The following is a 25627-nucleotide window of genomic DNA, read 5'->3' as shown; positions in this document are numbered from 1 at the left end:
CGTCGCGGCGGTGCTGCGGCGTCCTTTCTTCAGCTACATTTTTCTTTCAGCAGTCGTTCCCATCATCCAGGGCAGCACCCAAGGGGCAGATCATGGCTCGCACCACTCCCATCGAGCTCTATCGCAACATCGGCATCGTCGCCCACGTCGACGCCGGCAAGACCACGACGACCGAGCGGATCCTCTTCTACACCGGCGTCAACCACAAGATGGGCGAGGTCCATGACGGCGCGGCGACCATGGACTGGATGGTCCAGGAGCAGGAGCGCGGCATCACCATCACCTCGGCGGCGACCACGGCCTTCTGGCAGGGCTCGACCAAGCAGTTCCCGCACCGCTATCGCTTCAACATCATCGACACCCCCGGCCACGTCGACTTCACCATCGAGGTGGAGCGCTCGCTGCGCGTGCTCGATGGCGCGGTGGTGGTGTTCAGCGGCGCCGACGGGGTCGAGCCGCAGTCCGAGACGGTCTGGCGCCAGGCCAACAAGTACCATGTGCCGCGCCTGGCCTACGTCAACAAAATGGATCGCCAGGGCGCCGATTTCCTCCGCGTGGTCGCGCAGATCAAGCAACGCCTGGGCCATGTCCCGGTGCCGATCCAACTGGCGATCGGCGCGGAGGAAAACTTCAGCGGGCAGATCGACCTGGTGAAGATGAAGGCCATCTACTGGAACGATGCCGACCAGGGCACCAGCTACCGCGAGGAGGAGATCCCGGCGGAGCTGCGGGCGCTGGCCGAGGAGTGGCGGGCGCACATGGTCGAGGCCGCCGCCGAGGCCAACGACGAACTGATGAACAAGTATCTGGAAGGCGAGGAACTGAGCATCGAGGAGATCAAGGCCGGGCTGCGCCAGCGGACCCTGGCCAACCAGATCGTACCGGCGGTGCTCGGCTCCTCGTTCAAGAACAAGGGCGTGCCGCTGGTGCTCGACGCGGTGATCGACTATCTCCCGGCTCCGTCGGAAATCCCGGCGATCAGGGGCACCGACCCGGACGACGAAGAGAAGCACGACGAGCGCCATGCGGACGACGACGAGCCTTTCTCGGCGCTGGCGTTCAAGATCGCCACCGACCCCTTCGTCGGCACCCTGACCTTCGCCCGCGTGTATTCCGGGGTGCTGACTTCCGGCGACGCGGTGCTCAACTCGGTGAAAGGCAAGAAGGAGCGGGTCGGGCGGATGGTGCAGATGCACGCCAACCAGCGCGACGAGATCAAGGAAGTGCGCGCCGGCGACATCGCCGCGCTGATCGGCATGAAGGACGTGACCACCGGCGACACCCTGTGCGCCATCGACAAGCCGATCATCCTCGAACGCATGGACTTCCCCGATCCGGTGATCTCGGTGGCGGTGGAACCGAAGACCAAGGCCGACCAGGAGAAGATGGGCATCGCCCTGAGCAAGCTGGCCCAGGAAGACCCGTCGTTCCGCGTGAAGACCGACGAGGAGACCGCGCAAACCATCATTTCCGGGATGGGCGAGTTGCACCTGGACATCATCGTCGACCGCATGCGCCGCGAGTTCAGCGTCGAAGCCAATATCGGCAAGCCGCAGGTGGCCTATCGCGAGACCATCCGCAACACCTGCGAGATCGAGGGCAAGTTCGTCCGCCAGTCCGGCGGCCGCGGCCAGTTCGGCCATTGCTGGATCCGCTTCGCTCCGGCCGACGAGGGGCAGGAAGGCCTGGAGTTCCACAACGAGGTGGTCGGCGGGGTGATTCCCCGAGAGTTCATCCCGGCGATCCAGAAGGGCATCGAGGACCAGATGCAGAACGGCGTGCTCGCCGGCTACCCGCTGATCGGCCTGAAGGCGACGGTGTACGACGGCTCCTACCATGACGTCGACTCCAGCGAGATGGCGTTCAAGATCGCCGCCTCGATGGCCACCAAGCAACTCTCGCAGAAGGGCGGAGCGGTGCTCCTGGAGCCGGTGATGAAGGTCGAGGTGGTGACCCCGGAGGACTACATGGGCGATGTGATGGGCGACCTCAACCGCCGGCGTGGCCTGATCCAGGGCATGGAGGATACTCCGGCGGGCAAGGTGATCCGTGCCGAGGTCCCGCTGGGCGAAATGTTCGGCTATGCCACCGACGTGCGCTCGATGTCCCAGGGGCGCGCGAGCTACTCGATGGAGTTCGTCCGCTATGCCGAGGTACCGGCCAGCGTGGCCGAGGCGATCATCGCCAGGCAGGGCCGCTGAGAGCCGCCGCGCGCCGCCGAGGCCAGCGGCGGCGCGCGCCTTTGCGGGAGCGGCAGCCGCATCTTCGGCGCCGATGCGCTTGCCAAGCGGGGTTTTTGACGCCCCCTGGATGCTTAACTATAAGACAGTGACCAAGGCCCGCACCTATACGGTCACAAGGATGGCGAATCGATGCTTGCTTCAGCGATTGCCAGCGGTACCGCAGTCTCCCAGGTCTCCAAGCATCTCCTAATGTTCCTGGCCGCCCTTTTCCTCGCCCTCGGTGCATGCGGCTGGGCGATCCTGCACATCGCCAGGCACCAGGACGACATCGCCATCGAGCAGAGCCATTTCTACGTGGAAAAGGCGCTGCAGAATCGCCGGGAAAATTCCGAGCAGTTCTCCACCACCTATTCCTTCTGGACCGATGCTTACGTCTATCTGGGAAACCGGGTCGACGTGGACTGGGCCTTCACCAAGAACAACCTCGGCTCGGTGCTCTACACCACCAACGGCTACGACGGCGTCTTCGTCATCGACGACCGTGGCACTCGCTACGCCATGCTCGAGGGCGAGCTTTCCGAACGCTCGCTGGCCGACTCGCTGAACGCCGACACCGGGGACATCCTCCGCTCCGCACGCCGTGCCGCGGTGGACGAAGCGGCGATCAGCCGCTACGTCGACTTCGACGGCGCACCGGCGATCCTGGTTGCCTCGGCGATCAAGCCCACCAGCGATCATGCGCCCATCGACCTGGCCAAGGCCTCGGTGATGGTCTTCGTCGACCGGCTGACCCCGGCGAAGCTGGCCAAGCTCGGCGGCGACTACGGCATCGCCAACCTGCACCTGCTGGCCGGCGGCGCGGCGGGCGACAAGGAAAGCCTTGCCCTGGAGGGCACTCCCCATCGCCTGGCCTGGGTGTCGTCGCGTCCGGGTAGCGCCATGCTGCGGGAGACCGCGTTGCCGCTGCTGGGAATCTTCGTGCTCGCCGCCGGGCTGCTGTTCTGGCTGAGCCGCAGCGCCGTGCTCAACGCCCGCGCGGTGGATCGCCAGCAGAAGGTCCTGAAACGCAGCAACCAGGCCCTGCTGGCCAGCGAGGAACGTTTCAAGTCGATAGCCGAGGCGGCCTCGGACTGGATCTGGGAAGTCGACGGGCATTTCGTCTTCACCTATCTCTCCGTGCGCTTCCGCGACGTCACCGGCTACCAGCCGGAAGCCTGGATCGGGCGGCGGCTGGACGAGTTGCTGGATAGCGATACGGTGAACATCGTCAAGTGGCTGGAAGGGCTGCCCGATGCCGGTGCGCCGTCCAGCCTGGTCTGCGCTTTCCGCGACAGCCAGGGCCAGGCGCGGATCGGCAAGCTGAGCGCCAGCGCGATCCGCAACGGCGTCGCCAGCGGCTATCGCGGCACGGCGGCCGACATCACCGACGAAGTCGAAGCCCATGCGAAGATCCAGCATCTGTCCCTGCACGATGCCCTGACCGGCCTGCCGAACCGCAACAAGCTGTTCCAGTTCCTCGAACGCCTGCTGGCGGAAAAGGCTGGCAAGTCGCCGGTAGCGGTACTGATGCTCGACCTCGACCGCTTCAAGCCGATCAACGACCAGCACGGCCATCCCGCCGGCGATGCGGTGCTCTACGCCATCGCCGAACGGCTGCGCGCCTCGACCCGCGACCAGGACATGGTTGCCCGGCTCGGCGGCGACGAGTTCGTGGTGGTCAGTACCCACGTGTCGTCGAAGCTGGAAATCGAGAAGTTCTGTAGCCGGCTGATCGACGTGATCAACCGCGAGGTCGCCTACGAAGGGCACAGCTTCCATGTCGGCGCCAGCATCGGCGTGGCCCTGGCGCCGGAGCACGGCGGCGATCCGCGCGGCCTGCTGCGTTGCGCCGACGTGGCGATGTACGAGGCCAAGGCCGCGGGGCGCAATACCTGGCGTTTCTACTTGGAAGCGATGGACTCCCATCTCGCCGAGAAGAAGCTGCGCGAGACCGAGTTGCGCGCCGCCTTGCAGAACGGCGAGTTCGAGTTGTACTACCAGCCGCGTTTCCTGGCGCAGGAACAGACGATCGCCTCGGCGGAGGCGTTGATCCGCTGGAACCATCCGCGCCGCGGGCTGATCGGCCCGGACGAGTTCATCGGCCTGGCGGAAGAAAGCGACCTGATCGTGCAGATCGGCAACTGGGTGCTGCGCGAGGCCTGCGCCACCGCCGCCAGCTGGCCAGGCGAGGTGATGGTCTCGGTGAACGTGTCGCCGGCGCAGTTCATGACCGGCGATATCGTCTGGCAGGTGCGCGAGGCGCTGCGCCTGGCCCGCCTGGATGCTCGCCGGCTGGAGCTGGAGGTGACCGAGAACGTCATGCTCAACGATGTCGATGGCGCGCTGCGGACCATGACGGCCCTCAAGGAGCTGGGCGTCCGCCTCAACATGGACGACTTCGGTACCGGCTATTCCTCGCTCGGCTACCTGCGCACCTATCCCTTCGACAGCATCAAGATCGACAAGCGCTTCGTCGCCAGCATGGAGAAGACCGGGCGCGACCGTTCGATCGTGCAGGCCATCATCAATCTCGGCAACGCCCTGAACCTGCGGGTCACCGCCGAGGGCGTGGAGACCGAAGGGCAGATGCACATCCTGCGCGACGAGCAATGCCACGAACTGCAAGGGTTCCTGCTCAGCCGACCGCTGGATGCGCAGCGCCTGCGCGATCTGCTGGAGCGCGAGGCGGGGCAGACCCAGGCGCCCCAGGTTTCCGCCGAAGGCCATGCTGCGCGCCGGCCTTGAGCGGGCGTCAGAAGGGCGCACGCGGTGCCTCGGCGACCCTCGGTTCAGCGATCGCCCTGCGTATGGTTCAGAAAATGCTGAACTGATTATTTGACCTGACTGATTCCCTTCCCGTCTTCGCTTGCCGACACTCCGTCCTTCCCATGGCCTTGTGCCAGGGCCGCCGGCCGGAATGTCTGCTTCCGGCGAGCGATAACAAGAATGACGAGGAAGCCGCATGAGCAATAACAACGAGGCGTCACGCCCGAAGATCGAAGTGCGTTCGATCGATTACGTTCCCCGCCACGAGCGTCACGGCAAGGTCTGGCACCAGGCGCCGTTCTGGTTCACCGGCAATTTCGTACTCACCACCATGGTCACCGGCTTCACCGGGCCGGCCCTCGGCCTGGGGGCGCTGTACTCGATCCTGGCGATCGTCCTCGGCGTCTGCTTCGGCACCTTCTTCATGGCCTTCCATGCCAACCAGGGCCCGCGCATGGGCTTGCCGCAGATGATCCAGTCGCGTGCCCAGTTCGGCCTGCGCGGGGCCATCGTGCCGTTCGCCGCGGTGGTCTTCGTCTATATCGGTTTCAACGTGTTCAACGTGATCCTCGCCACCGACGCGATCAACACCGTGCTGCCGGGACACCGCGCGCCCTGGTACGTCCTGCTGATCGGCGTGGCGGTGTTGCTCGCCATCGTCGGCCACGACCTGCTGCATACCGTGCAGCGCTGGCTGACCTACGTGATGATCGCGGTGTTCGGCGTCCTCACCGTCAGTGCGCTGCGCAGCCTCGAAGCGGACGCGGCGCTGGGCGGTACGCCGGCGTTCTCCTGGAGCGCGTTCCTGGTCCAACTGTCGGCCGCCGCCGGCTACCAGATCAGCTATGCGGTCTACGTCTCCGACTACTCCCGCTACCTGCCGCACGAAACGCCGACCCGCAAGGTGATCTTCTGGACCTACCTGGGCGCCGCCGGTTCGGCGCTCTGGCTGATGTCGCTGGGCGCATTCCTGGCCTCGGCATTGCCGGCGCCGGACGCCATCGGCAGCGTGCGCGAGGTGGGCAACCGGCTGTATCCCGGCTTCGGCACCTTCACCGTGCTGATCGCCGTCCCGGCCCTGGTGGGGATCATGGCGGTCAACTGCTATGGCGCCATGCTCACCAGCCTCAGCGCCATCGATGCCTTCCGCAAGGTCACTCCGACCCTCAACCTGCGCGTCACCGGGATCGGCGTGATCGCCCTGGTGGTATTCGGCGTGGCCCTGTCGATCCCGGAAAGCTACCTGGGCAGCTTCAACACCTTCGTCCTGCTGATGCTGTACTTCCTGGTGCCCTGGACCGCGGTCAACCTGGTGGACTTCTACTTCGTGCGCAACGGTCACTACGCGATCAGCGAAATCTTCAATCCCGAAGGCATCTACGGTCACTGGGGCCGACCGGGGTTGAGCGCCTACCTGGCCGGGTTGCTGGCGATGGTCCCGTTCATGTCCCTGAGCTTCTACAGCGGTCCCTTCGCCGTGGCGCTGGGCGGCGCCGACGTCGCCTTCGTGGTCGGCCTGCTGGTGGCCGGCGCGGTCTATGCCTTCATGTGCCGGGCCCTGGACCTGGAGGCGGAACGACGGCTCGCCACCCTCGGCGAGCGCCTGCTGGAAGAGGGGGGCGCCTGATGGCCAAGGTTACCGTCGCCTGTTGCCAGATCGCTCCGCGGATCGGCGCACAGGAGCACAACCTGCGCCTGGCCGAGCGGGCGATCCGCGAGGCCGCACGGCGCGGCGCCAACGTCGTGGTGCTGCCCGAGCTGGCCGCCAGCGGCTACGTTTTCGCCGATCGCGGCGAAGCCCTGGCCCTGGCGGAAACCCGCGACGGACCGAGCCTGGGGTTGTGGAAAGCGCTGGCAGGCGAACTCGACCTGGTCATCGTCGGCGGCTTCTGCGAACGCCTCGACCCGCAGCGAGTGGCGAACAGCGCGGCGCTGGTGGACGCCGACGGCGTGCGGGCGATCTATCGCAAGGCCCACTTGTGGAACGAGGAAAGCGGCATCTTCGAGGCCGGCGAGCAGCCACCGCCGGTGGTCGCTACCCGCTTCGGGCGAATCGCGGTGATGGTCTGCTACGACCTGGAGTTTCCCGAATGGGTGCGCCTGCCGGCGCTGTCCGGCGCGCAACTGCTCTGCGCGCCGGTGAACTGGCCGGCGGCGCCGCGTCCCGAGGGCGAGCGGCCGGCGGAAGTGGTCAGGGTGCAGGCCAATGCCTCGGTCAACCGCCTGTTCATCGCCGCCTGCGACCGCTGCGGGCAGGAACGCGGGGTTGACTGGGTGGGCGGCTCGGTGATCGTCGACGCCGACGGCTACCCGCTGGACGGGCCGCTGCAGGGCGAGGCGGGTATGCTGCTGGCCCGTCTCGACCTTGCCGAGGCCGACGAGAAACGCATCAGTGCGCACAACCACGTGCACCGCGACCGGCGACCCGAGCTGTATTGAGCGCGCGATACCCTGGGCGCGGCAAAGCGACCCCGGTGTTTGCCGGCGGCCGGACGCAGCTGGGCGAATGAAAAAGGGCGCGGGCCAGTATCGGCGCCGCGCCCTTTTGCCGGAGGAGAACCTTATTCCAGTTCGGCTGCGCTCTCTTCCTGGCGCTTCAACCCGGTATGACTGATGGCGTGCAGAGCGGTATTGAACTGCACGGTCTCGTTGAAACCCTTGACGATCTGCGCCAGCTTCTCGCGGGCGCTTTCCAGCTTCTTGAAGCGCTCGCCGAGTTCCAGGCTGCGCTGCTGGACGCTGGCTTCGCGCTTTTCCAGTTCGGCCTGGCGCAGGTTCTGCTGGCTGCGCAACTCTTCGAGGCGTTCCTGCTCGATCTGCAGTACTTCGGCTCGCCGCGCGCTGCTGCGCTCGCGGGCTTCGACGCTTTCCGCGAGTTGTTGCAGGGCCGCGCTGCGCTCGGCGAGGAGACGGTTGCTCTGCTCGGTTTCCCGCTCCAGCGCCTGGCGGTCGTCCTGCAGGCGCTTGTGCCACTGCCGGAGCTGCTTTTCCTTTTCCTGCAATTGCCGCTCCTTCTCGTGCAGTTGCGTCTGGAGCGACTCCAGCGACTCCTGCTGCTTGAGCGCTTCCTGCTTCTGCTGGCTCAGTTGCTGGGCCATGCCGGCGAGGTCGGCCAGGGTGCCCTGCACGTCCTGTAGCAGATGCTCGGTATCGTTGCCGATATCGAGCGCGGTATCCGTATCCACGTGGGCTTCATCCTCGGGTTGGCGAATGACGGCGGCGGCCTGGGTGGGCGCCTCTCTGGCGTTGGCCCCGCCCTCGGCGCCGGCCAGGCGTGCGGGCGGCACCCGGAGGCGCAGCGACAGGCTGGGGACCCTGGCCGATACCGGTTCCGGCGCGGGTGCGGCGAGGGGGGAGGGGCTCGGGGGCATGGAGGATTCCTCGGCGGCGTCTGGTGACGGAAGGTTGGCGCTGCCCGTGGCGTCGGCGGCGTGCAGCGCGGGGTGGAGCATCTGCGCCAGGTCGGCAAGCTCCTCGCGAAGATGACTGGCGTTGTCGACGAAGGCGCCGATGGCCTCGGCATCCGCTACCTTGGCGGACTGCTCCGCTTTCGCCGCGAACTCGGCTGGCGCCCCACCCTCGGGCGCTGCCGTTTCCGCCTCCGGCCGCGGCTCGGGCTCGACGCATCCGGCCTCGGTGACGGTTTCGTCTTCCGCCGCCTCGGGCTCGTCGATGGGCTCCGCCGGCCCGTCCGTGGTCTCGTCCGCATCGTCTTCGGCGAGGACATCGGGAGCGGCGTCTTCGAAAAGGGCCTCCTGGACGAGCGGCGGGACTTCCGCGCAGGGTTCCTCGCCATCCAGGGCGGGGCCGTAGCCATGGGGGGACTCGAAGGTGACGAGCTTCATCACCCATTCGCGTTCGAGCACCAGGGAGCGGTGTTCTTCCCGCCGCGAAGGGGCGATGGCCGCGTCCTGCAGGTCGATGAGGTGGTAGGCCAGATCGCTGGTCCGGCGGTTGCCGGTGGTGGCTTCGCGGACCAGTTGGCGGAACACCTGGATGGCCGCCTCGCAGGCCTCGTCGGTGTCGAGACGGCCCAGGCGGAAGCCGTCGTCGGTCTTGAACAGGGAGGCGATGTAGACGCGCGAGTCGTTTTCGTCGACCTGTTCGTTGAGGCTGTAGGCGATGAAGTTGCGGTCGCTGGCGGGAATGGCGAAACCACACAACAAGGCCGCATTCAGTTCCGTCTGCTCGGCAGTTTCCACACTGATGGTTCGAAGAAGCATAAGCCCTGGAGATCCCGTTGGTGCTTGAAAGGTGTAACGGGCGAGGGTACCGGGAGCTATGGGCGAGGTAACTTGGACGAGTCCTATTGCCTTGTAAGAAAAATCTTGAAGATTTTACTGCGCACCGTGCCCAGCACACCGCGCAGGCTCGTCCGCTCGTACGGGGGCGGCGCGCTTCAGCGATCCGCCATCAGGACGACGATGGCCTCGGCGACGAAGTCGGCATTGCGCTCCAGGGTCTGCAGGTGGTTCATGACGACATCGTAGGTTTCGCCGCCTTCATGGCGCTTCGCCCAGATCGCCAGCTCCTCCAGGGCCATGCCGAGGGCACTCTGGTTCTGGTTGAGACGGCAGAGCAGGGCGACAGTCAGGTCGTGATCCAGCATGGCGGTACTCCTGATCCTGAAAAACTCAGCGTAGCCCCCCTGGCGCTCCGCCGACACGGAAGCGGTTCACGAAAAGACGAAGCGGTTCAGCCGCTGCCGACGGGGTGGCCTGCGTTCGTGGCCGGTGCCCACGGCGCAGCGCTTTCGATAGCCCCCGGCAGCTTCGGACCGACCTGGCAAGGGGACCTATCCGAACGGCGAGGGTGGCCCGCGGTGGTGGCGCGCCGCATGGCCAGTTTCCCATGCCGCCTGGCTATACTGGCGGCGCGGGAACAAGACGCCGTCCATGAAGAGCGTCCCGGACCCGAACGTCGCGCTTCCTGTCATCTCCGCTACCTATCTTTCGTTCTTCTGCCGCGAAACGGCTTTCGGATGAAGGCGGCCGGCGGTCGCTCGTCGCGCCGTCCCGGGGTTTCCCTGTCCGTGCCGATCCGACCCGTGTTGCCAGCGAGGGGTATGTACGCAATGTCCGTGACCGATGCCAGTTTCCCGATCATCAACTGGTCGAAGGCGATGCCTTCGTTGCGCCAGCTGATGTATTTCGCCTGTGTCGCCGAGTACGGCAGCATCGGCCAGGCCGCCGAGGTGCTGCACGTTTCGCAGCCGTCGCTGTCGCGGCAGATCCAGGCGCTCGAAGTGCACATCGGCGAGGCGCTGTTCGTCCGCGGTCCGGCCGGGGTGAGCCTGACCGAGGTGGGCAGGGTGGTGCATTGCCGCGCGGTGAAGATCATCGCCGAGGCCAAGGCGCTGACCCGCGACATCGGCGACGGCGACGACCGCCAGTTGCACATCGGTTTCAGTCGCTACCTCGATCCCGGCTGGTCCGGCGAGCTGGCCCGGCAACTGAAGGAAGCGCGGGTGTGCAGCGCCGTTTCGCCATCCTGGGCGCCATCGCTGGACCTGCTCAGCCTGGTCCGCGAGTCGTCCCTGGACGCGGCGATCATCGGCGCGCCGCCGAAGGTGGTGCGTGAATACGAGTTGATGGAGATCGGCAGCTACGAGCACGTCATCGCCCTGTCGGAAACCCTGCACCGGCGACTGGCGCCCGACTGGTCGCTGAACGACCTGATCGGCGAGCCGCTGCTGGTACCGAAGGACTCGCTGTTTCCCGCCTACAGCCAGTTCATGAACGATGCGATGGATGCCGCCGCCTTCGCGCCCCGGCGCAGCGTGCGGCCGAACGACCTGAGCATTCTCCTGGCCCAGGTCGCCAGCGGCGACGGCTTCGCCTTCCTGCCGTTGTCGCTGACCAAGTTCGCCTATCCGGGGGTGGCCTTCACCGCTCTGCCGGCGGCGGTCAACGAAGGCTTCCGCCTGCCGGTGGGGCTGGCGGTGTCGCCGACTTCGCGGCTTCGCGCCAGCGAAACCCAGTTCGAATGCTTCGTCGAGACCGCGCGGCGGGTCGCCGCCGGTTGAGGGACGCGGCCGGGAGCGCCGGCCGCGCGAGGGGCTTCAGAGGGTCTTCATGTACTCGACCAGGGCGCGGCGCTGCTGCTCGTTGAACTGCGCGTTGCCGTAGTCGTGGCCGCCATTGGCGTTGCCCGGCTTGCCGCTGTCGAAGAGGAAGCGGTTGGCGCCGCCGGCATCGGTGATGTAGCCGACGTTGACCGGGTCGAACTCGACGCTGCCGGTATAGAAGGTCCGCGGCCGCAGGTCCGGCGGCAGCAGCAGGTCGTAGAGGGTCGCCACCGAGCCGTTGTGCAGGTAGGGCGGGCTGGCCCAGATACCGTTCAGCGGGCGCGCCTTGTAGGCCATCAGGTCGCTGGTCATCGCCAGGCACTGCTCCAGGCGCCGGGCCTTGTCGCTGCCGGCCGCGACGTTTTCGGCCAGGAGCAGGGCGCCTGGCGCGTCCGCGGCGGTCGCTTCGACGCTGTCGGCGTCGGGGCTGTCCGGCACCGGACTGATCAGCGGCGGCAACTGCCCGTCGAAGATGCCCAGGGCGGCGGTCTGGAAGGCACCCAGGGCGACGCTCAGGCCGCGCGCGGCCAGGGCCTGGACCACCACTTCCTGGAGCACGTCCACCGCATAGGCCTGCTTGCCGTAGAAACCGCGCTGGCCGGTGCCGACGAAGGACAGGTAGGGCTTGCCGCGCACGTAGCCGGTCTTCAGTTGGGCGATGCTGTTGCAGGCGGTCCACGGGTCGGTGCCGATCGGCGCGACCTCTCCGCGCGCCTGCAGGTGGGTGAGCACGGTCTTCACCGGGGTCCGCAGGTCGTTGCGGTCCAGCGGCGTGTGGCAACTGGAGCAATGTTGCCGGTACAGCTCGCGGCCCTCGGCGACCCTGGTCGGCTCCGGGGCGCCGAACAGCTGGTTCGGCCAGGCCGGCGGCTTCAGTTGGCCGAGCTGGTCTTCGATGCGGATCAGGTTGTCGACGTTGATGCTCGACGGGTAGCCGATGTGCAGCGCCGACTGGATCGGGCTGAGCACCTTGACGTCGGCGAATACCCCGACCGCCTCGCCGGCGTTGCGCGCCAGGGCGCCGACGTCGAACTTGCGGTTGTCGATCTCGACCACGTTGATGTGGTTCGGGTTGAAGCCGGTCCACTGTACGCGGTCCAGCTGCGGTACGTTCCACAGGAACGGATAGCTCACGGGGGCGTCCTCGGCGCCGTAGATCTGCTCGTCGGCATGCAGTTCGTAGCCCACCGAGTTGAAGATCGAACCGATGGCGTCCAGGCGGCCCGGGCCGAACTCGGGATCGTGCGGCAGGTTGAAGTGCGAGCCGTCGCGCAGGCGCACGATGGTGGCGTCCAGGGCTGCCTGCAGGCGTGCCTTGTTGGCGTCGTTGTAGCCGCTGACCAGGCCATCGGCGCCGAGCACCTTGCGGGCGAAGCGCTCGAACTTGGCGGTGTCGGCGCGGGTGCTCTGCAGGGCGCCGAGGATCTCCAGCTGGAAGCCGGCGAGGTCGCCCATGGTCTGCCCGCCGTAGACGGTCAGCTGGGTGCCCTGGTAGCTGATGTGCGAAGTGTGGCACATGCTGCAGGTCGGTCCGACCCAGGGTTCCCTGGAGCCCTGCAGGGCTTTCCAGCGCAGCTTGGTGAAGGTCAGGTCGCTGTCGTCGCTGCGGTCGACCGCGTAGCCCTGCACCACCTTCACGCTGGAACCGCCGAGGGTGTGCGGGACATAGCCGTACTGGCGGATCAGCGCATCGGACATCAGCGGTTCTTCGCTGGCGCGCTGCTCCAGCGCCACCAGCCAGGCCAGCGGCAGCATCCGCGAGCCCTGGCCGGCTTCCAGCCAGGCGGTCTTCTGGGTCTGGTTCCAGCCCTGGTCGAGGTCGACGCCGCTGTCGTCGGCGAATGCCGGGGCACCGGCGAGGACGGAAAGGATGGCAAGGCTGAGTCGCGATAGGGTCATCGGGCGGTTCTCTCTATTGGGCATGTGGGCGGGGCCGGCTCACAGGGTCTTGAGGTATTCGAGCAGCGCCAGGCGCTGGCTTTCGTCGTACTCGCGGGCGAAGTCGTGGCCGGCGTTGGAGTTGCCTTCCAGGTGGGTGTCGAAAAGGAAGGCGTTGTCCGGGCCGGGCGCGGTGAGGTAGCCGACCCGGCTCGGATCGAACTCGTGGCTGCCGGTGTAGAAGGTGGCCGGCCGTTGCTCCTGGGGCAGCAGCAGGTCGTACAGCGACGGCACCGAACCGTTGTGCAGGTAGGGTGCGGTGGCCCAGATGCCGTTCAGCGGGCGAGCGATGTAGCCGAGGAATGGATGCTCGGTATTCAGGCAGTAGTCCTTGCGCGCACTCTTGTCGGTGGGGACTTCGCCGGCGGTGAGGCTCTGCGCCTGGCTGTCGGCAGGGGCGGCGCCGGCCAGCAGCAATTGTCCGGCGGGCACCGCTTGCAGGCTGTCGGAGCCGGGCAGGGTCTGCTGCCCGGTGACGATGGCGTGGATGATCTCGGCGATGCCGTCGGCCAGCTGGCCTTTCTTGCCGAGCATGATCTGGAACACCTCGGGGACCTGCATGTCGCCGATCTTCGAAGTCCGCCCGACGATGCCGACGCCGCTGGGGGTGCCGAGGGACGGTCGGAACAGGCCGAAGTAGTTGCCGCTGGGGCTGCTGAAGGTGAAGGTGTTGCAGGCCATCCACGGGTCGGTGCCGATCGGCGCGTCGTCGCCATGGGCCTTCAGGCGCACCTGGCGGACCTTGATCGGGGTTTGCAGGTCGTCGCGGCCGATGCTCGCATGGCAGGCCGCGCAGTTCTCCTCGTAGAGGCGCTTGCCCTGGGCCAGCCTGGCGCTGTCCGGGGCGCCGAACAGCTGGCTCGGCCAGGCCGGCGCCTTGAGCTTGTGGATCAGGCCCTCGACACGGGTCAGGTTGTCCACGCGGATGCTCGATATATAGCCCTCCAGGCCGGACAGCGGATGGCTGACCACGTCGCCGTAGTCGCCCTGGACCACACCGATGTCGCCGGCCAGGTAGCCGAGGTCGAAGACCTGGCCGTTGAGGTCGAGGACCTTGACGTTGGGCACGAATCCGCTGGATTGCAGCTTGTCCATCTGCAACGTGTGCCACAGTGCCGGGAAGCTGGTCGGCGCGTCGGTCGGGTTCGCTTGCAGATGGCGGGCGCCGGAGTTGATTGCCGCGCGGTTGAGTGACTGGCCGGTGGCGTCGAGGCGCCCCGGGCCGGGTTGCAGGTCGGTCGCGGACATGCTCAGCAGGGTGTCGATCAGCGCCGCGCGTTTGACCAGGGCGGCCTTCAGCAGCTCGCGGTTGGCCGGGCTGTCCTCGCTGCCGAGGACGTTGCCGGCGAAGCGCGCGAACTTGTCGCCGTCGTCGCTGGTGCGGCGCAGCGCGGCGAGCACTTCGTCGAAGATCGCCTGGACGTTGGCCAGGGTGGCGCCGGCGTCGACGGTCAGTTCGCTGCCGCGGTAACTGATGTCGGTGGAGTGGCAGCCGGCGCAATTCAGCCCGACCCAGGGTTCGCTGGACGACTGGCGGGCTTTCCAGCGCAGGCGGGTGTCGGAGAACTGGCTGTCGTCCTGCTGGTCGAGGGCGAAGCCGCGCGGCAGGCGCAGTTCGCCGCCTTGCCAGTTGCGCAGGGGAAAGCCGAGGCGCCGGGCGTTGTCTTCGGAGAACAGGCGCTCCTCGCTGTCCGGACGCTCCAGCGCCTGGGCCCAGGCCAGCGGCAGCAGCCGTGAACCGAGCGAGGCGTCGTACCAGGAGGCGCGTTGCTCGGCGTTCCAGCCTTGCTCGAGCTGGATTTCGGTGGCGACGGCAGGGCTGCCGGCGGCGGCCAGTGCGGCGGCCAGCAGGACCCGCGAAAAGGTCGGATGCATCGTGTTCCCCTCATGGCTGACGACGTCTGCGTCCCCACAGGGCAGAGCGATGCAGTGCGCTCGATGGCTGGGCGTGCCGCCACTTCGTCCCTGACGGGAGCGCGCCGGCCGCGGCGCGCCGCGGGCCGGAACGTCCGGTTGGGCACTACGCTACGGAGTCGCGGCGGCCGGCGGGTAATGCTTTTTGTGCGACGGAAAAGGTATGGGAAACGGAACCGCCCGGTCCGGAAAGGGCGCGCCGGTCGGGCTTCGCCGTGCGCGCCAGGTTCGCAGGGCGGAGAGCGCCTAGGGCGTTGCCCGTTCTATCGGACAATCCCTGCCGGGCTTGCGGACGAAGACCAGGTAGAGTGCGCTGAGCAGCGCGAGGAACGGCACGCCGAAGACCAGGGTCATGCGGAACGCCTCGGTGAAGAAGGTGGTGACCAGGATCGCCGCCATCAGCGCCAGGCCGAGCAATGTCGACCAGGGCGCCAGGCGCATGCGGAAGGCCAGCGGCGCGCCGCCGTGGCGGGCGCGGTGGCGGCGGAAGCAGAGGTGGGTGAAGAAGATCATCAGCCAGGTGAAGAGGGCGCCGAACATCGACACCGCCATCATCAGGGTGAAGGACTGCTCGGGGTAGACCAGGTTGAGCAGGGTCGCCAGGGCGATACCGACGCTCGACAGCAGCAGCGCGTTCAGCGGCACGCCCTGGCGGCTCAGTTCGCCGAGGCCCTTCGGCGCGTGCCCCGCGCGCGACAGGCTGAACATCATCCGGGTGGTGATGTAGAGCTGGCTGTTCATCGCCGACAGCGCGGCCACCAGCACCACGAAGTTCATCACCCCGGTGGCGCCGGGCAGGCCGATCGCCTGCATCACCGTGACGAACGGGCTCTGGCTCTGCCCGGCCTGGTCCCAGGGGACGATGGCGAGCATCAGCGCCAGGGTCAGCAGGTAGAACACCACCAGGCGCACGATGGTCGAGCGGAACGCCGACTTCACCGCCTGTTCCGGATGCTCGGCCTCGGCGGCGGCGACCGCGATCATCTCCACGCTGAGATAACTGAAGATCGACACCACCACGGCGATCCACATGCCTTTCAGGCCGTGCGGGAAGAAGCCGCCGTGGGCGCTGTAGTTGTGCACGCCGTAGGCCGGGTTGGCGGAGCCGAACACCAGGTAGGCGCCGAGCAGGATGAAGGCGACGATGGCGGCGATCTTCAGTGTCGAGAAGCAGTATTCGAAGTTGCCGAAGGCTTTCACGCTGCTGGCGTTCAGGCCGATCAGCAGGGTCGAGAAGGAGATGATCCAGACCCATTCCGGGATACCGGCGAACCAGTACTTCATGTACATGGCCACCGCCGTGACCTCGGTGCCCACCGCCAGGACGATGGCCGCCCAGTAGGCGTAGCGCACCAGGAACCCGGCCAGCGGGCCGACGTAGTGCTCGGCGAAGGCGCCGAACGAGCCGGGGGTGGCATGGGCCACGGTCATTTCCGCCAGGCAGCCCATCAGCAGCAGGGTGATCAGCGCGCCGATGGCGTAGCTGAGCAGGACGCTGGGGCCGGCGAAACCGATGGCGAAGGCGCTGCCCATGAACAGGCCGGTGCCGATGGCGCCGCCGATGGCGATCATGCTCATCTGCGCGGCCGAGAGCCGCCGTTGCAGGCCCTGTTCGCGGCGCGAGATGGCCTCGAAGCCCTGGGGGTCGTTCATCTGGATGTCCTCTGGAATCTTATTGGGGTTCTTATGAATTGCCGAGGGAACGTCGGTGGCGATGTGCGGGTGCCGGTCGCGGGCTCCTGTGCGCGAGAGCGGTGGGTGTTCGCGGGCCGCCCCGGGAATACCGGCGCGGCCCGCGCGAGCGGGGCTCAGGTCACCTTGTGCCGGACCTGGTAGCGCGGCTCTTTCCAGGCTTCGCTCTGGAGGATTTCCAGCAACGCCTGCACCGCATCCCAGACCTCGACGAAGCGGGTGTACAGCGGAGTGAAGCCGAAGCGCAGGATGCCCGGCTCGCGGTAGTCGCCGATTACCCCCCGGTCGATCAGAGCCTGGACGATGGCGTAGCCCTGGGCATGCTCGAAGCTGACATGGCTGCCGCGCCGGGCATGCTCGCGCGGGGTCACCAGGGTCAGGCCGAAGCGTTCGCAACGGCTTTCCACCAATTCGATGAACAGATCGGCAAGGGCCAGCGACTTGTCGCGCAGGCGCTGCATGTCGGTCCGGGCGAAGATATCCAGGCCGCATTCGACCAGGGCCAGCGAGGTGATCGGCTGGGTGCCGCAGAGGAACCGGGTGATGCCTTCGCCGGGCTGGTAGCGCGGCTCCATGGCGAACTGGCGGGAATGGCCGAACCAGCCGGACAGCGGTTGCCAGACACGCTCGCGCAGGCGCGGCGCGACCCACACGTAGGCCGGCGAGCCGGGGCCGCCGTTGAGGTACTTGTAGGTGCAGCCGATGGCGTAGTCGGCGTCGGCCGCGTGCAGGTCCAGCGGCAGCGCGCCGGCCGAGTGGGCCAGGTCCCAGATCGCCAGGGCGCCGTTTTCGTGGACCAGGCGGGTGACCTCGCGCATGTCGTGCAGGTAGCCGGTCTTGTAGTTGACATGGCTGAGCATCACCACCGCGGTATCCGCGTCGATCGCCGCCGGCAATTGCTCCGGGTCATCCACCAGGCGCAGCCGGTAGCCGCGCTGGAGCATGTCGGTAAGGCCCTCGGCGATGTACAGATCAGTGGGGAAGTTGCTCGATTCGGAAACGATCACCTTGCGCCCTGGCGCTTCTTCCTCCTGGATCCGCAGGGCGGCGCTGAGCACCTTGAACAGGTTGATCGATGTGGTGTCGGTGATCACCACTTCGCCGGCGCGCGCGCCGATCAGGGGCGCCAGCTTGTCGCCGAGGCGCTCCGGCAGGCCGCGCCAGTCGGCGCTGTTCCAGCTGCGGATGAGCCCCTCGCCCCATTCCGCGGCGACCACTTCGGCGGCGCGCTCCACGGCGGCCCGGGGGCGGGCGCCGAGGGAGTTGCCGTCGAGGTAGATCACGCCGTCGGGCAGGGCGAACAGTTGGCGCAGGTCGGCCAGGGGATCGCCGGCGTCGAGCGCCAGGCAGTCGTCACGAGTGGTCATCGGTTACTCCGCGGTAGGCAGGGCTCGCAGCACGGCACGCACCGGGCTGGCATCGAGGTGGGTGAATTTCAGCGGCAGGGCGAGCAGTTCGTAGTCGCCGGCGGGCACGTCGTCGAGAACCACGCCTTCGAGGATCGCCATGCCGTGGCAGCCCACCGCGTGGTGGGCGTCGAGGGTCTTGGAGTGCTGGGGGTCGAGCGACGGGGTGTCGATGCCGACCAGCCTGACGCCGCGCTCGGCGAGGCACTCGATGGTGGCCGGAGCGATAGCGCAGAAGCCTTCCGGCCAGTTCGCCGGGACCCGTTCGAAGGTCCGCAGCAGCACCCGCGAGGGCAGGTCGTCGAGCTGGCCGGCGAGGTGTTCGGGGGTCACCAGCGGGTTAGCGCCGATACAGTGGATCACCCGGCACGGTCCCATGTAGACGTCCAGCGGCACCTGGCCGATGGGCAGGCCGTCGGCGCGGTAGTGCAGGGGGCCGTCGACGTGGGCGCCGGTATGCGGCGAAAGGGTGATCCGGCCGACGTTGACCGGGCACTGCTCGTCCAGCCGCGCCGCCCATTCCTGCTGGAACGGCGTGTCGCCGGGCCAGGTCGGCGTGTTCGGGTCGAGGGCGGGACTGATGTCCCAGTAGCGGAGCGAAGTCATTGTTTTTCTCCGGAAATCCAGCGAATGATAATGAACGAGATTTCGGAGAATTTTCGTGCGAAATGCAAGGTAGCATGGCAATCTATTCGCACAAAATTCGAAGATAGCTATTCATTCTGATAGGAACTGCACATGTCCCTGGACGCCATCGATCTGCGCATTCTCCGTCACCTGCAGCAGGACGGGCGGATGAGCAACCAGGACCTGGCGGAGAAGGTCTCCCTCTCGCCATCCGCTTGCCTGCGCCGGCTGCGCCTGCTGGAAAGCGAGGGGATCATCCGCGGCTACTCGGTGGAGCTGGATGCCGAGCGACTGGGCGTGGAGCTGGAAGCCATCGTCCATGTGTCGCTGCGCCAGGACGTCGAGGGTTGGCACGAGGCGTTCATCGCCAGGGTCCGGGACTGGCCGGAGGTGGTCACCGCCTATGTGGTGACCGGCGCCACCAACTATGTGCTACGGGTCCGGGCGCGCAACCTCAAGCACTATTCGGACTTCATCGTGAACAAGCTGAACCGCGCCGCCGGCGTCACCGACATCCGCTCGGAAATCGTCCTGCAGGAGATCAAGGCCGGTGCCGACCTGCTCGACCTGGTGAACCTGAAGAGTTGAACGGGGCGACCCCTCATAAAAGCATGAGTGCAATGAGCGGGAGGAATTTTCAGTCGTCGACGGAAATAATTATTTTGTCTTTTTTCATGGGGTTACGAGTTATTAGCTAATGAATAAATAGTCTGCCGGAATTGATTTTCCCCGTGCTAGGTTTCCTCCGTCCCCGTTGCCGGGTTGTCAACGTTACACGGAGGTTAGGCGGTGAGTGAATATATCGAGACCGACGACGCAAGTTACTTCCGGGTCAGGCGCCAGGCCTATGTTTCCGCGGAACTGCACCGGCGCGAACTGCACGAGATATTCGACGACAGCTGGCTGTATGCCGCCCACCTCAGCGAACTGCGCGAGCCCGGCGACTTCATCACCCGCGACGTCGGCGGGCGCAACCTGATCATCCAGCGTCGCGCCGATGGCGAGCCGGCGGTCTACCTGAACGCCTGCGCGCACCGTGGGGCCAAGGTCTGCGCCGAGCGCCAGGGCAACAGCCAGCGTTTCACCTGTCCCTACCATGGCTGGACCTACGACAGCCACGGCAGCCTGATCGGCCTGCCGGACAAGGCCGCCTACCAGCATGCCGGGCAATGCCATCCGGAGCTGTCCCTGACACGGGTGAAACACGCGGTCTACCGCAACTTCCTGTTCATCCACTACGCCGCCCGGCAACCGTCCCTGGAAACCTACCTGGGCCAGGCGAAGGACTATATCGACCTGATCTGCGACCAGTCCGAGGCGGAACTGGAGATCATCCCCGGCGGCTTCGAGCATTCGATCAAGGCCAACTGGAAGCTGCTCGCGGAAAACGGCGTGGACGCCTACCACCTGCCGTTCGCCCACAAGCGCTACCTGGAATACCTGAATACCCTCGGCACCGATCCGGAGTCGCACAAGCGCCACGGTCGCGGCGAGGCGCTGGGCAACGGCCACGCGCTGATCATCAGCGGCCCGCCGTCCACCGGACGGCCGATCGCCTACTGGAGCCCGTTGTTCCCGGAAGCGCTCAAGCCGTCCATCGCCGCCAAGTTCGAACGCCTGGTGGAACGCTTCGGGCAGGCGCGGGCAGAGGACATCGCCCACACCAACAAAAGCCTGTTCATCTTTCCCAACCTGGTGATCAACGACATCCTCGGCCTGAACATCCGCTCGTTCTTCCCGACTGCCGCCGATGAGGTCAGCGTCACCGTATGGGGCGCCGGCTTCGCCGATGAGACCCGCGAGGAGCGGGCGGCGCGGATCAATGGGTTGATCTCGTTCATCGGCCCGGGCGGTTTCGGCACCCCCGACGACGTCGAGATCCTCGAATCCTGTCAGCGCGCCTACGCCCACGCCGCCCTCGGCTACAGCGATTTTTCCCGCGGCATGGGACCGGCAACCCGCCGCCACGTCGACGAGGAGCAGAACCGCGGCTTCTGGCGCGAGTGGAGCCGCCGGCTCGGGCAGCAGCCCGCCGCCCTGCGGCTTCTCGCCGTGGCCGTCTGAGCCGTCTTCAACCATCGCTCCCTGCAGATCCCTGCGCGCCGCCCTGGCTACGCGGGGAATAAAGGGTCACTGCAAGGAACGTCATCCATGTGTGGAATCACCGGCTGGACCGACTGGAGCCGCGACCTCGGCGAGCAGCGCAGCATCCTCGAACGCATGACCCGTACCCTGGCCCCGCGCGGGCCGGACGCCGAAGGCCTGTGGCTGTCGCGGCACGCGCTGCTCGGCCATCGGCGCCTGGCGATCATCGACCTGGAGAACGGAGCTCAACCGATGCTTGCCGAGGCTGGTGGGCGGGTGGCGCTGACCTACAGCGGCGAGGTCTACAACTTCCGCGAGCTGCGCGCCGAGCTGGAGACGCTGGGCCAGGTCTTCCGCACCCGCTCGGACACCGAAGTGGTGCTGCGCGCCTATCTGCAATGGGGCGAGGCTTCCTTCGCCCGCCTCCGCGGCATCTACGGCTTCGCCCTGTGGGACGAGCGCGAGCAGAGCCTGTGGCTGGTGCGCGATCGCTTCGGGGTCAAGCCGCTGTACTACTACCCGACCGCCGGAGGCGTGCTGTTCGCCTCGGAACCCAAGGCGATCTTCGCCAACCCCGAGGCCAACCCGGTGCTCGACGCCAGCGGCATCGCCGAGCTGTTCGCCCTGACCACCGCGCCGACTCCCGGCCACGGCCTGTACAAGGGCCTGCGCCAGGTCCGGCCGGGCCAGGCGCTGCGCTTCGACCGCAATGGTGTGCGCGAGTTGGTCTACTGGGCGCTGCGCGCGGAACGTCACGAAGAGGGCGCCGAGGACAGCGCCGAACGCGCCGGCCAGTTGCTCCGCGAGGCGGTGGCCGAGCAACTGGTGGCCGACGTCCCGCTGGGCAGCCTGCTTTCCGGCGGGCTCGACTCCAGCGCCATCAGTGCCTTCGCGGTGGCCGCGCTGGATGGCGACGCGCGGCGCCTGCCGACCTTCTCCGTGGACTTCCCCGGCGAAGGCCGCGGCTTCGTCCCGACGCCCTGGCAAAGCAGCTGGGACGAACCCTATGCGCAGCTGGCGGCGAACTTCCTCGGTACGCCGCACCGTACCGTGCTGGTCGCCCCGGAAGAGGTGCTGGAACAGGACGAGGCGGTGCTCCAGGCCCGCGACCTGCCCGGCTGGGGCGAGCTGGACGCCTCGCTCTACCTGCTGTTCCGCCAGGTCCGCGAGCACACCACGGTGGCACTGTCGGGCGAGTCGGCCGACGAGGTGTTCGGCGGCTACCCGTTCTTCCACGACCCGAGCGCCCTCGCACACGACGGCTTCCCCTGGCTGGCCGGCAAGAGCGGGCCCTGGCAACTGCTGCGGCGGGAGGTCGCCGAACGGGTGGCGGCGCCGGAATACATCCGGGCGCGCTACCGCGAGGCCCTCGCCGAAGTGCCGCGGCTGGATGGCGAGGATGCCGCCCAGCGACGCCAGCGCGAGGTCGCCTACCTGGCGCTGAGCCGCTGGCTGCCGGCGATGCTCGAACGCAAGGACCGGATGAGCATGGCGGTCGGCCTGGAAGTGCGCGTGCCGTTCTGCGACCACCGCCTGGTGGAGTACGTATGGAACCTGCCCTGGGCGCTGAAGAGCGTCGCCGGGGAAAGCAAGAGCCTGCTGCGCCGGGCCCTGCGCGGGCACCTGCCGCAGGCGATCCTGGAGCGGCGCAAGAGCGGTTTCCCGGCCAACCCCGACCCACGTTACCTGGCGCTGCTGCGCGAGCGGGTCGGCCGCCTGCTCGACGACGGCCGCTCGCCGCTGTTCGAACTGGTGGACGCCGGGCGGGTCCGCCAGGCTCTCGAACAGGGCACGCCGCTGCCCAGCCCGCGTGCCTCGGCGAGCCCGACCGCCGGCCTGGCCTACCTGCTGAACCTGGACCGCTGGCTGACCCGCCATGGGGTCGACATCAGCCTCTGAGCGGCACTTTCTTCCCGGAGGATACTCATGAGCCTTGCCTTGTCCCGTCCCGACAGCGACCTGCTGGCGCGGGTCAGCGATTTCCTCGTCGCCGAAGCCGAGCTGCTCGACGACCGCCTGCTGGATACCTGGTTCGCGCTGTTCGAGCGCGCCGCACGCTACCGGGTGCTGCCCTTGCAGGAGCAACTGGCCGGCCAGGCGCCGGAGGACAGCCTGTACATCATCGACGACGACCACGTGCGCCTGCGCGAGCGGGTCGACAGCATCCTCGGCGGGCATACCTGGATGGAGCAGCCGCGCTCGCGCACCCGCCGCCTGGTGGGCAACGTGCGGCTGAAGCGGGTCGAGGGCGAACTGGTCAGCAGCCGCAGCAACTTCGTCGTCCATCAGTTCCGCAACCGCGAGGCCTGGAGCTTCGTCGGCGAAGCCAGTCATGTCCTGCGCGACGGCCCCGGGGGCTTGCGCATCGTCTCGCGGGAGATCCGCCTGGACCACGAGACCATCAGCGCCCAGCGGCGCATCAGCATCATCCTGTGAGGCGCCGCCCATGAATACCGATCCGTTGCTGCCCGGCTTCGACTACCTGACCCTGCACACCTCCGCCGCGCGCCTCCGCGTCGCCGTGAAGGGCAGCGGCCCGCCGCTGCTGCTGTTGCATGGCTATCCGCAGACCCACCTGGCCTGGCATCGCATCGCTCCGCGCCTGGCCGAGGACTACAGCGTGGTCCTCGCCGACCTGCGCGGCTATGGCGAATCGCGGGCGCTGGACGAGGAGGGCGCCGACTATTCCAAGGCCGCGCTGGCCCGCGACCAACTGGAAACGATGGGCCAGCTAGGCTTCGAACGCTTCGCGGTGATCGGCCACGACCGCGGCGCGCGGGTCGGCTATCGCCTGGCGCTGGACCATCCGCAAGCGGTCGCGGCCTTCGTCTCGCTGACCGTGGTGCCGATCCTCGACAACTGGGCCGCGGTGAACAAGGCCTTCGCCCTCAACGCCTACCACTGGTTCCTCCTCGCCCAGCCGTACGACCTGCCGGAGCGCCTGATCGGCGCCGATCCGGAGCACTTCCTCGACTACACCCTGCGACGCATGGCCCAGGGCCGCGACATCTACCACCCGCAGGCGCTGGAAAGTTACCGCCGGGCGTTCCGCGACCCCGCCGTGCGCCATGCGATGTGCGAGGACTACCGGGCCGCGGTGGGCGTCGATGCCGACGCCGACCAGGCCGATCGCGACGCCGGCCGGCGCCTGCAATGCCCGGTCCAGGTGCTCTGGCAGGAGCGCCCCTACGCCGCCGGGCAGCATCCGCTGGAAATCTGGAAGACCTGGGCCGGGCAGGTCGAGGGCGCCGCCATCGGCGCCAGCCACATGCTTCCCGAGGACGCGCCGGACGCCGTGCTGGAGCACCTGCTGGGGTTTCTCGCCAGCCACCGGGAGGCGCTCCGATGAGCGCCGTCGAACGCGATCCGGCGGCGCAGGCGACGCTCTGGCGACAGCGGGTGTTCGAGGTGCACGCGGCGATGTCCGCCTACGTCGCCGAGCGCCATCGGCGTGAAGACCTGGGGGACTGGGTGGCGACCAGCGCGCGGATATTCGCCGATCTGCCGGCGACCGACGATCTGCGCGCCGAAGCCTGGCAGGCGGTGTTCTTCCGCGCCCAGGCGCTGATCGAACAGTTCATCGTCGCGCGCCCGGCGGATTACCGGCTCGACGACTGGGCGCGCGCCACCGCGCGGATCTATCGCGCGCTGGAACCGGCGGGGCGGGGCGATCCGGCCAGCGCCGCCGACCGTCTGGCACGCCAGGCCGCGCTCTACGGTTCGCGTTTCGAGGTGCAGGCCGAGGCTGACGGGCGCGCGGTATTCCACAACCGTCACTGCGCGATCTGGGACTACCGCGAGCGCGCCCGCGCCCGAGGCGTGCCGATCACCCTGGAGTCGGCCTGCACCTATTGCACCAAGCTGCTGTCGGCGTTCGTCACCGCCAGCGATTGCCGCGCCGACTGGCGGCTCTACGAAGAGCCGCAAGGCCACGGCTGCGTATGGACCATCACGGCGGACAGCCTCAACCAAGGAGCAGGCGTACATGAACGCGATCATTGAACAGGCGCGCAGCCTGGACGGCTACCAGGATTCCAGCGAACTGCTGCAACGTCGCGACCAGGACTGGGTGCTCGACCGCGCCGGCATCGAGCCGCGCAGCCTGCTCGATCTCGGCTGCGGCATCGGCTCGCTGCTGCTCGGTGGCGCCCGGCGCTGGCCCGGCCTGCAACGGTTGTGGGGCATCGAACGTTCGCCGCTACGCCTGGAGCAGGCGCGCGCGCAGTTGCGCGGGGCTGGCGTCGAGGCGCGTCTGCTGGAGGGCGACCTGCTCGACCTGCCGCCGCTGGCGGAACGCTTCGAGCTGATCAGCATGACCGCCGTGCTGCACTGGCTGTATCCCGATGAAGAGCGGCTGTTCCGGTGGGTCGCGCGGCACCTCGAGGCGCAGGGGGTATTCCTGTTCACCTCGCACCATCCGTTCGCCGAGGATGGCCTCGGCGGCGAGGACGACCTGGTCGCCCAGGCCCTGGTCGAGATGGGCCTGGCTGCGCCGGAACGGGTGGCGGCGCTCTACGCGGAAGCCGGGCTGCTGCCGATGGGAACCCGCACCCGTGGCCGGGAGGCGTTGCGCGAACGCGTCGAACGACACTTCCGGGTCGACTCCATCGTCTCCCGCCCGGCGGTCCTGCGTGTCGCCGACTCCGCCGAATACCAGCGTTTCCACGCCGCCACCTTCGGCACCTATTTCGCACCGCTGGTGCCGGCGACGCGCCTGGAGGAATTCTTCGTCCGCCTCGGGCGGATCGCCGAGCGGCGCATGCAGGCCGACGGACAGGTCAGCGAAATCCCGGTCAGTGTCTGGCGCTGCCGGGCTCGGGAGGGCGAGGCATAACCTTATGCGCAATCGGTCTGCCGCGCGGCTGAAAATCGGTACGGGCAATTGCACTCGGTGGCATCCGCAACCGATC

Annotated in this window: 19 protein-coding genes; 12 read left to right on the top strand and 7 right to left on the bottom strand. The window is 67.5% G+C overall.

Going from position 1 to position 25627, the window contains the following annotated elements; genetic code table 11:
* The first annotated feature begins 92 nt into the window (after positions 1 to 92).
* The 4 genes from fusA to ACI766_RS15360 all read left to right on the top strand — a co-directional run bounded on the left by fusA (position 93) and on the right by ACI766_RS15360 (position 7427).
* Entirely contained in the window at positions 93 to 2201 is a 2109-nt protein-coding gene (gene fusA, locus ACI766_RS15375; protein WP_023085213.1) for an elongation factor G, read from the top strand.
* A 171-nt stretch (positions 2202 to 2372) separates the two neighbouring features.
* Entirely contained in the window at positions 2373 to 4967 is a 2595-nt protein-coding gene (locus tag ACI766_RS15370; RefSeq protein ID WP_023086303.1) for a bifunctional diguanylate cyclase/phosphodiesterase, read from the top strand.
* A 217-nt stretch (positions 4968 to 5184) separates the two neighbouring features.
* Positions 5185 to 6615: a purine-cytosine permease family protein gene (locus ACI766_RS15365; RefSeq protein WP_003114861.1), complete on the top strand. Its 1431-nt coding sequence runs from the start codon at positions 5185 to 5187 to the stop codon at positions 6613 to 6615.
* Positions 6615 to 7427 carry a nitrilase family protein gene (locus tag ACI766_RS15360; RefSeq protein ID WP_003114860.1) on the top strand — a complete coding sequence of 271 codons (813 nt, stop codon included), beginning with the start codon at positions 6615 to 6617 and terminating at the stop codon, positions 7425 to 7427. The genes ACI766_RS15365 and ACI766_RS15360 overlap by 1 nt, the downstream gene beginning before the upstream one ends.
* A 122-nt stretch (positions 7428 to 7549) precedes the next feature.
* On the opposite strand, the gene ACI766_RS15355 is transcribed toward ACI766_RS15360, so the two are convergent.
* Together ACI766_RS15355 and ACI766_RS15350 are read right to left on the bottom strand one after the other, a co-directional pair.
* Positions 7550 to 9211 carry a hypothetical protein gene (locus ACI766_RS15355; protein ID WP_003142545.1) on the bottom strand — a complete coding sequence of 554 codons (1662 nt, stop codon included), beginning with the start codon at positions 9209 to 9211 and terminating at the stop codon, positions 7550 to 7552.
* Positions 9212 to 9387: 176 nt separating this feature from the next.
* Complete coding sequence (locus tag ACI766_RS15350) at positions 9388 to 9597, bottom strand: hypothetical protein (protein ID WP_003088759.1); 210 nt, start codon at positions 9595 to 9597, stop codon at positions 9388 to 9390.
* A 513-nt stretch (positions 9598 to 10110) separates the two neighbouring features.
* On the opposite strand from ACI766_RS15350, the gene ACI766_RS15345 reads away from it, so the two are divergent.
* A complete protein-coding gene (locus ACI766_RS15345; protein ID WP_073651995.1) occupies positions 10111 to 11013 on the top strand; it encodes a LysR family transcriptional regulator in 903 nt (300 codons plus the stop codon).
* Positions 11014 to 11049: 36 nt separating this feature from the next.
* Here the strand turns inward: ACI766_RS15345 and ACI766_RS15340 are convergent, their stop codons facing one another.
* From ACI766_RS15340 to kynB, 5 genes are all read right to left on the bottom strand, one after another.
* Complete coding sequence (locus tag ACI766_RS15340) at positions 11050 to 12954, bottom strand: 10S-dioxygenase (RefSeq protein WP_003118525.1); 1905 nt, start codon at positions 12952 to 12954, stop codon at positions 11050 to 11052.
* 39 nt (positions 12955 to 12993) lie between these two features.
* Positions 12994 to 14868, bottom strand: coding sequence for a (7S,10S)-hydroperoxide diol synthase (locus ACI766_RS15335; protein ID WP_087823898.1), 1875 nt, complete (start codon positions 14866 to 14868; stop codon positions 12994 to 12996).
* A gap of 285 nt (positions 14869 to 15153) precedes the next feature.
* Positions 15154 to 16560, bottom strand: coding sequence for an amino acid permease (locus ACI766_RS15330; RefSeq protein WP_003088769.1), 1407 nt, complete (start codon positions 16558 to 16560; stop codon positions 15154 to 15156).
* 155 nt (positions 16561 to 16715) lie between these two features.
* Entirely contained in the window at positions 16716 to 17966 is a 1251-nt protein-coding gene (kynU, locus tag ACI766_RS15325; RefSeq protein WP_003160184.1) for a kynureninase, read from the bottom strand.
* A 3-nt stretch (positions 17967 to 17969) separates the two neighbouring features.
* On the bottom strand, positions 17970 to 18611 hold the full coding sequence (gene kynB, locus ACI766_RS15320; protein WP_003162661.1) for a kynurenine formamidase KynB: 642 nt from the start codon (positions 18609 to 18611) through the stop codon (positions 17970 to 17972).
* Between the two features lie 132 nt (positions 18612 to 18743).
* Between kynB and kynR the strand changes: the two genes are divergently transcribed.
* The 7 genes from kynR to ACI766_RS15285 all read left to right on the top strand — a co-directional run bounded on the left by kynR (position 18744) and on the right by ACI766_RS15285 (position 25551).
* Positions 18744 to 19220 (top strand): kynurenine pathway transcriptional regulator KynR, encoded by a 477-nt coding sequence (gene kynR, locus ACI766_RS15315; RefSeq protein ID WP_003088777.1) that lies wholly within the window; start codon positions 18744 to 18746, stop codon positions 19218 to 19220.
* Between the two features lie 201 nt (positions 19221 to 19421).
* Positions 19422 to 20696 (top strand): aromatic ring-hydroxylating oxygenase subunit alpha, encoded by a 1275-nt coding sequence (locus ACI766_RS15310; RefSeq protein ID WP_003105323.1) that lies wholly within the window; start codon positions 19422 to 19424, stop codon positions 20694 to 20696.
* 87 nt (positions 20697 to 20783) lie between these two features.
* The gene (gene asnB, locus ACI766_RS15305) at positions 20784 to 22616 is read left to right on the top strand and encodes an asparagine synthase (glutamine-hydrolyzing) (RefSeq protein WP_003105325.1); all 1833 of its coding nucleotides are present in this window, start codon (positions 20784 to 20786) and stop codon (positions 22614 to 22616) included.
* A 27-nt stretch (positions 22617 to 22643) separates the two neighbouring features.
* A complete protein-coding gene (locus ACI766_RS15300; protein ID WP_003105327.1) occupies positions 22644 to 23153 on the top strand; it encodes an aromatic-ring-hydroxylating dioxygenase subunit beta in 510 nt (169 codons plus the stop codon).
* Between the two features lie 10 nt (positions 23154 to 23163).
* Positions 23164 to 24066, top strand: a complete 903-nt coding sequence (locus ACI766_RS15295) for an alpha/beta fold hydrolase (protein WP_003105331.1) — start codon at positions 23164 to 23166, stop codon at positions 24064 to 24066.
* Positions 24063 to 24719: a hypothetical protein gene (locus tag ACI766_RS15290; protein ID WP_003114849.1), complete on the top strand. Its 657-nt coding sequence runs from the start codon at positions 24063 to 24065 to the stop codon at positions 24717 to 24719. Before ACI766_RS15295 ends, ACI766_RS15290 begins: the two co-directional genes overlap by 4 nt.
* Positions 24703 to 25551 (top strand): class I SAM-dependent methyltransferase, encoded by an 849-nt coding sequence (locus ACI766_RS15285; protein WP_003105335.1) that lies wholly within the window; start codon positions 24703 to 24705, stop codon positions 25549 to 25551. Before ACI766_RS15290 ends, ACI766_RS15285 begins: the two co-directional genes overlap by 17 nt.
* The last annotated feature ends 76 nt before the right edge of the window (positions 25552 to 25627 follow it).

The sequence above is a fragment of the Pseudomonas sp. DL genome, from assembly GCF_047199225.1.
Lineage (GTDB): Bacteria > Pseudomonadota > Gammaproteobacteria > Pseudomonadales > Pseudomonadaceae > Pseudomonas > Pseudomonas aeruginosa.
This window is presented reverse-complemented; position numbering and strand designations above follow the sequence as displayed.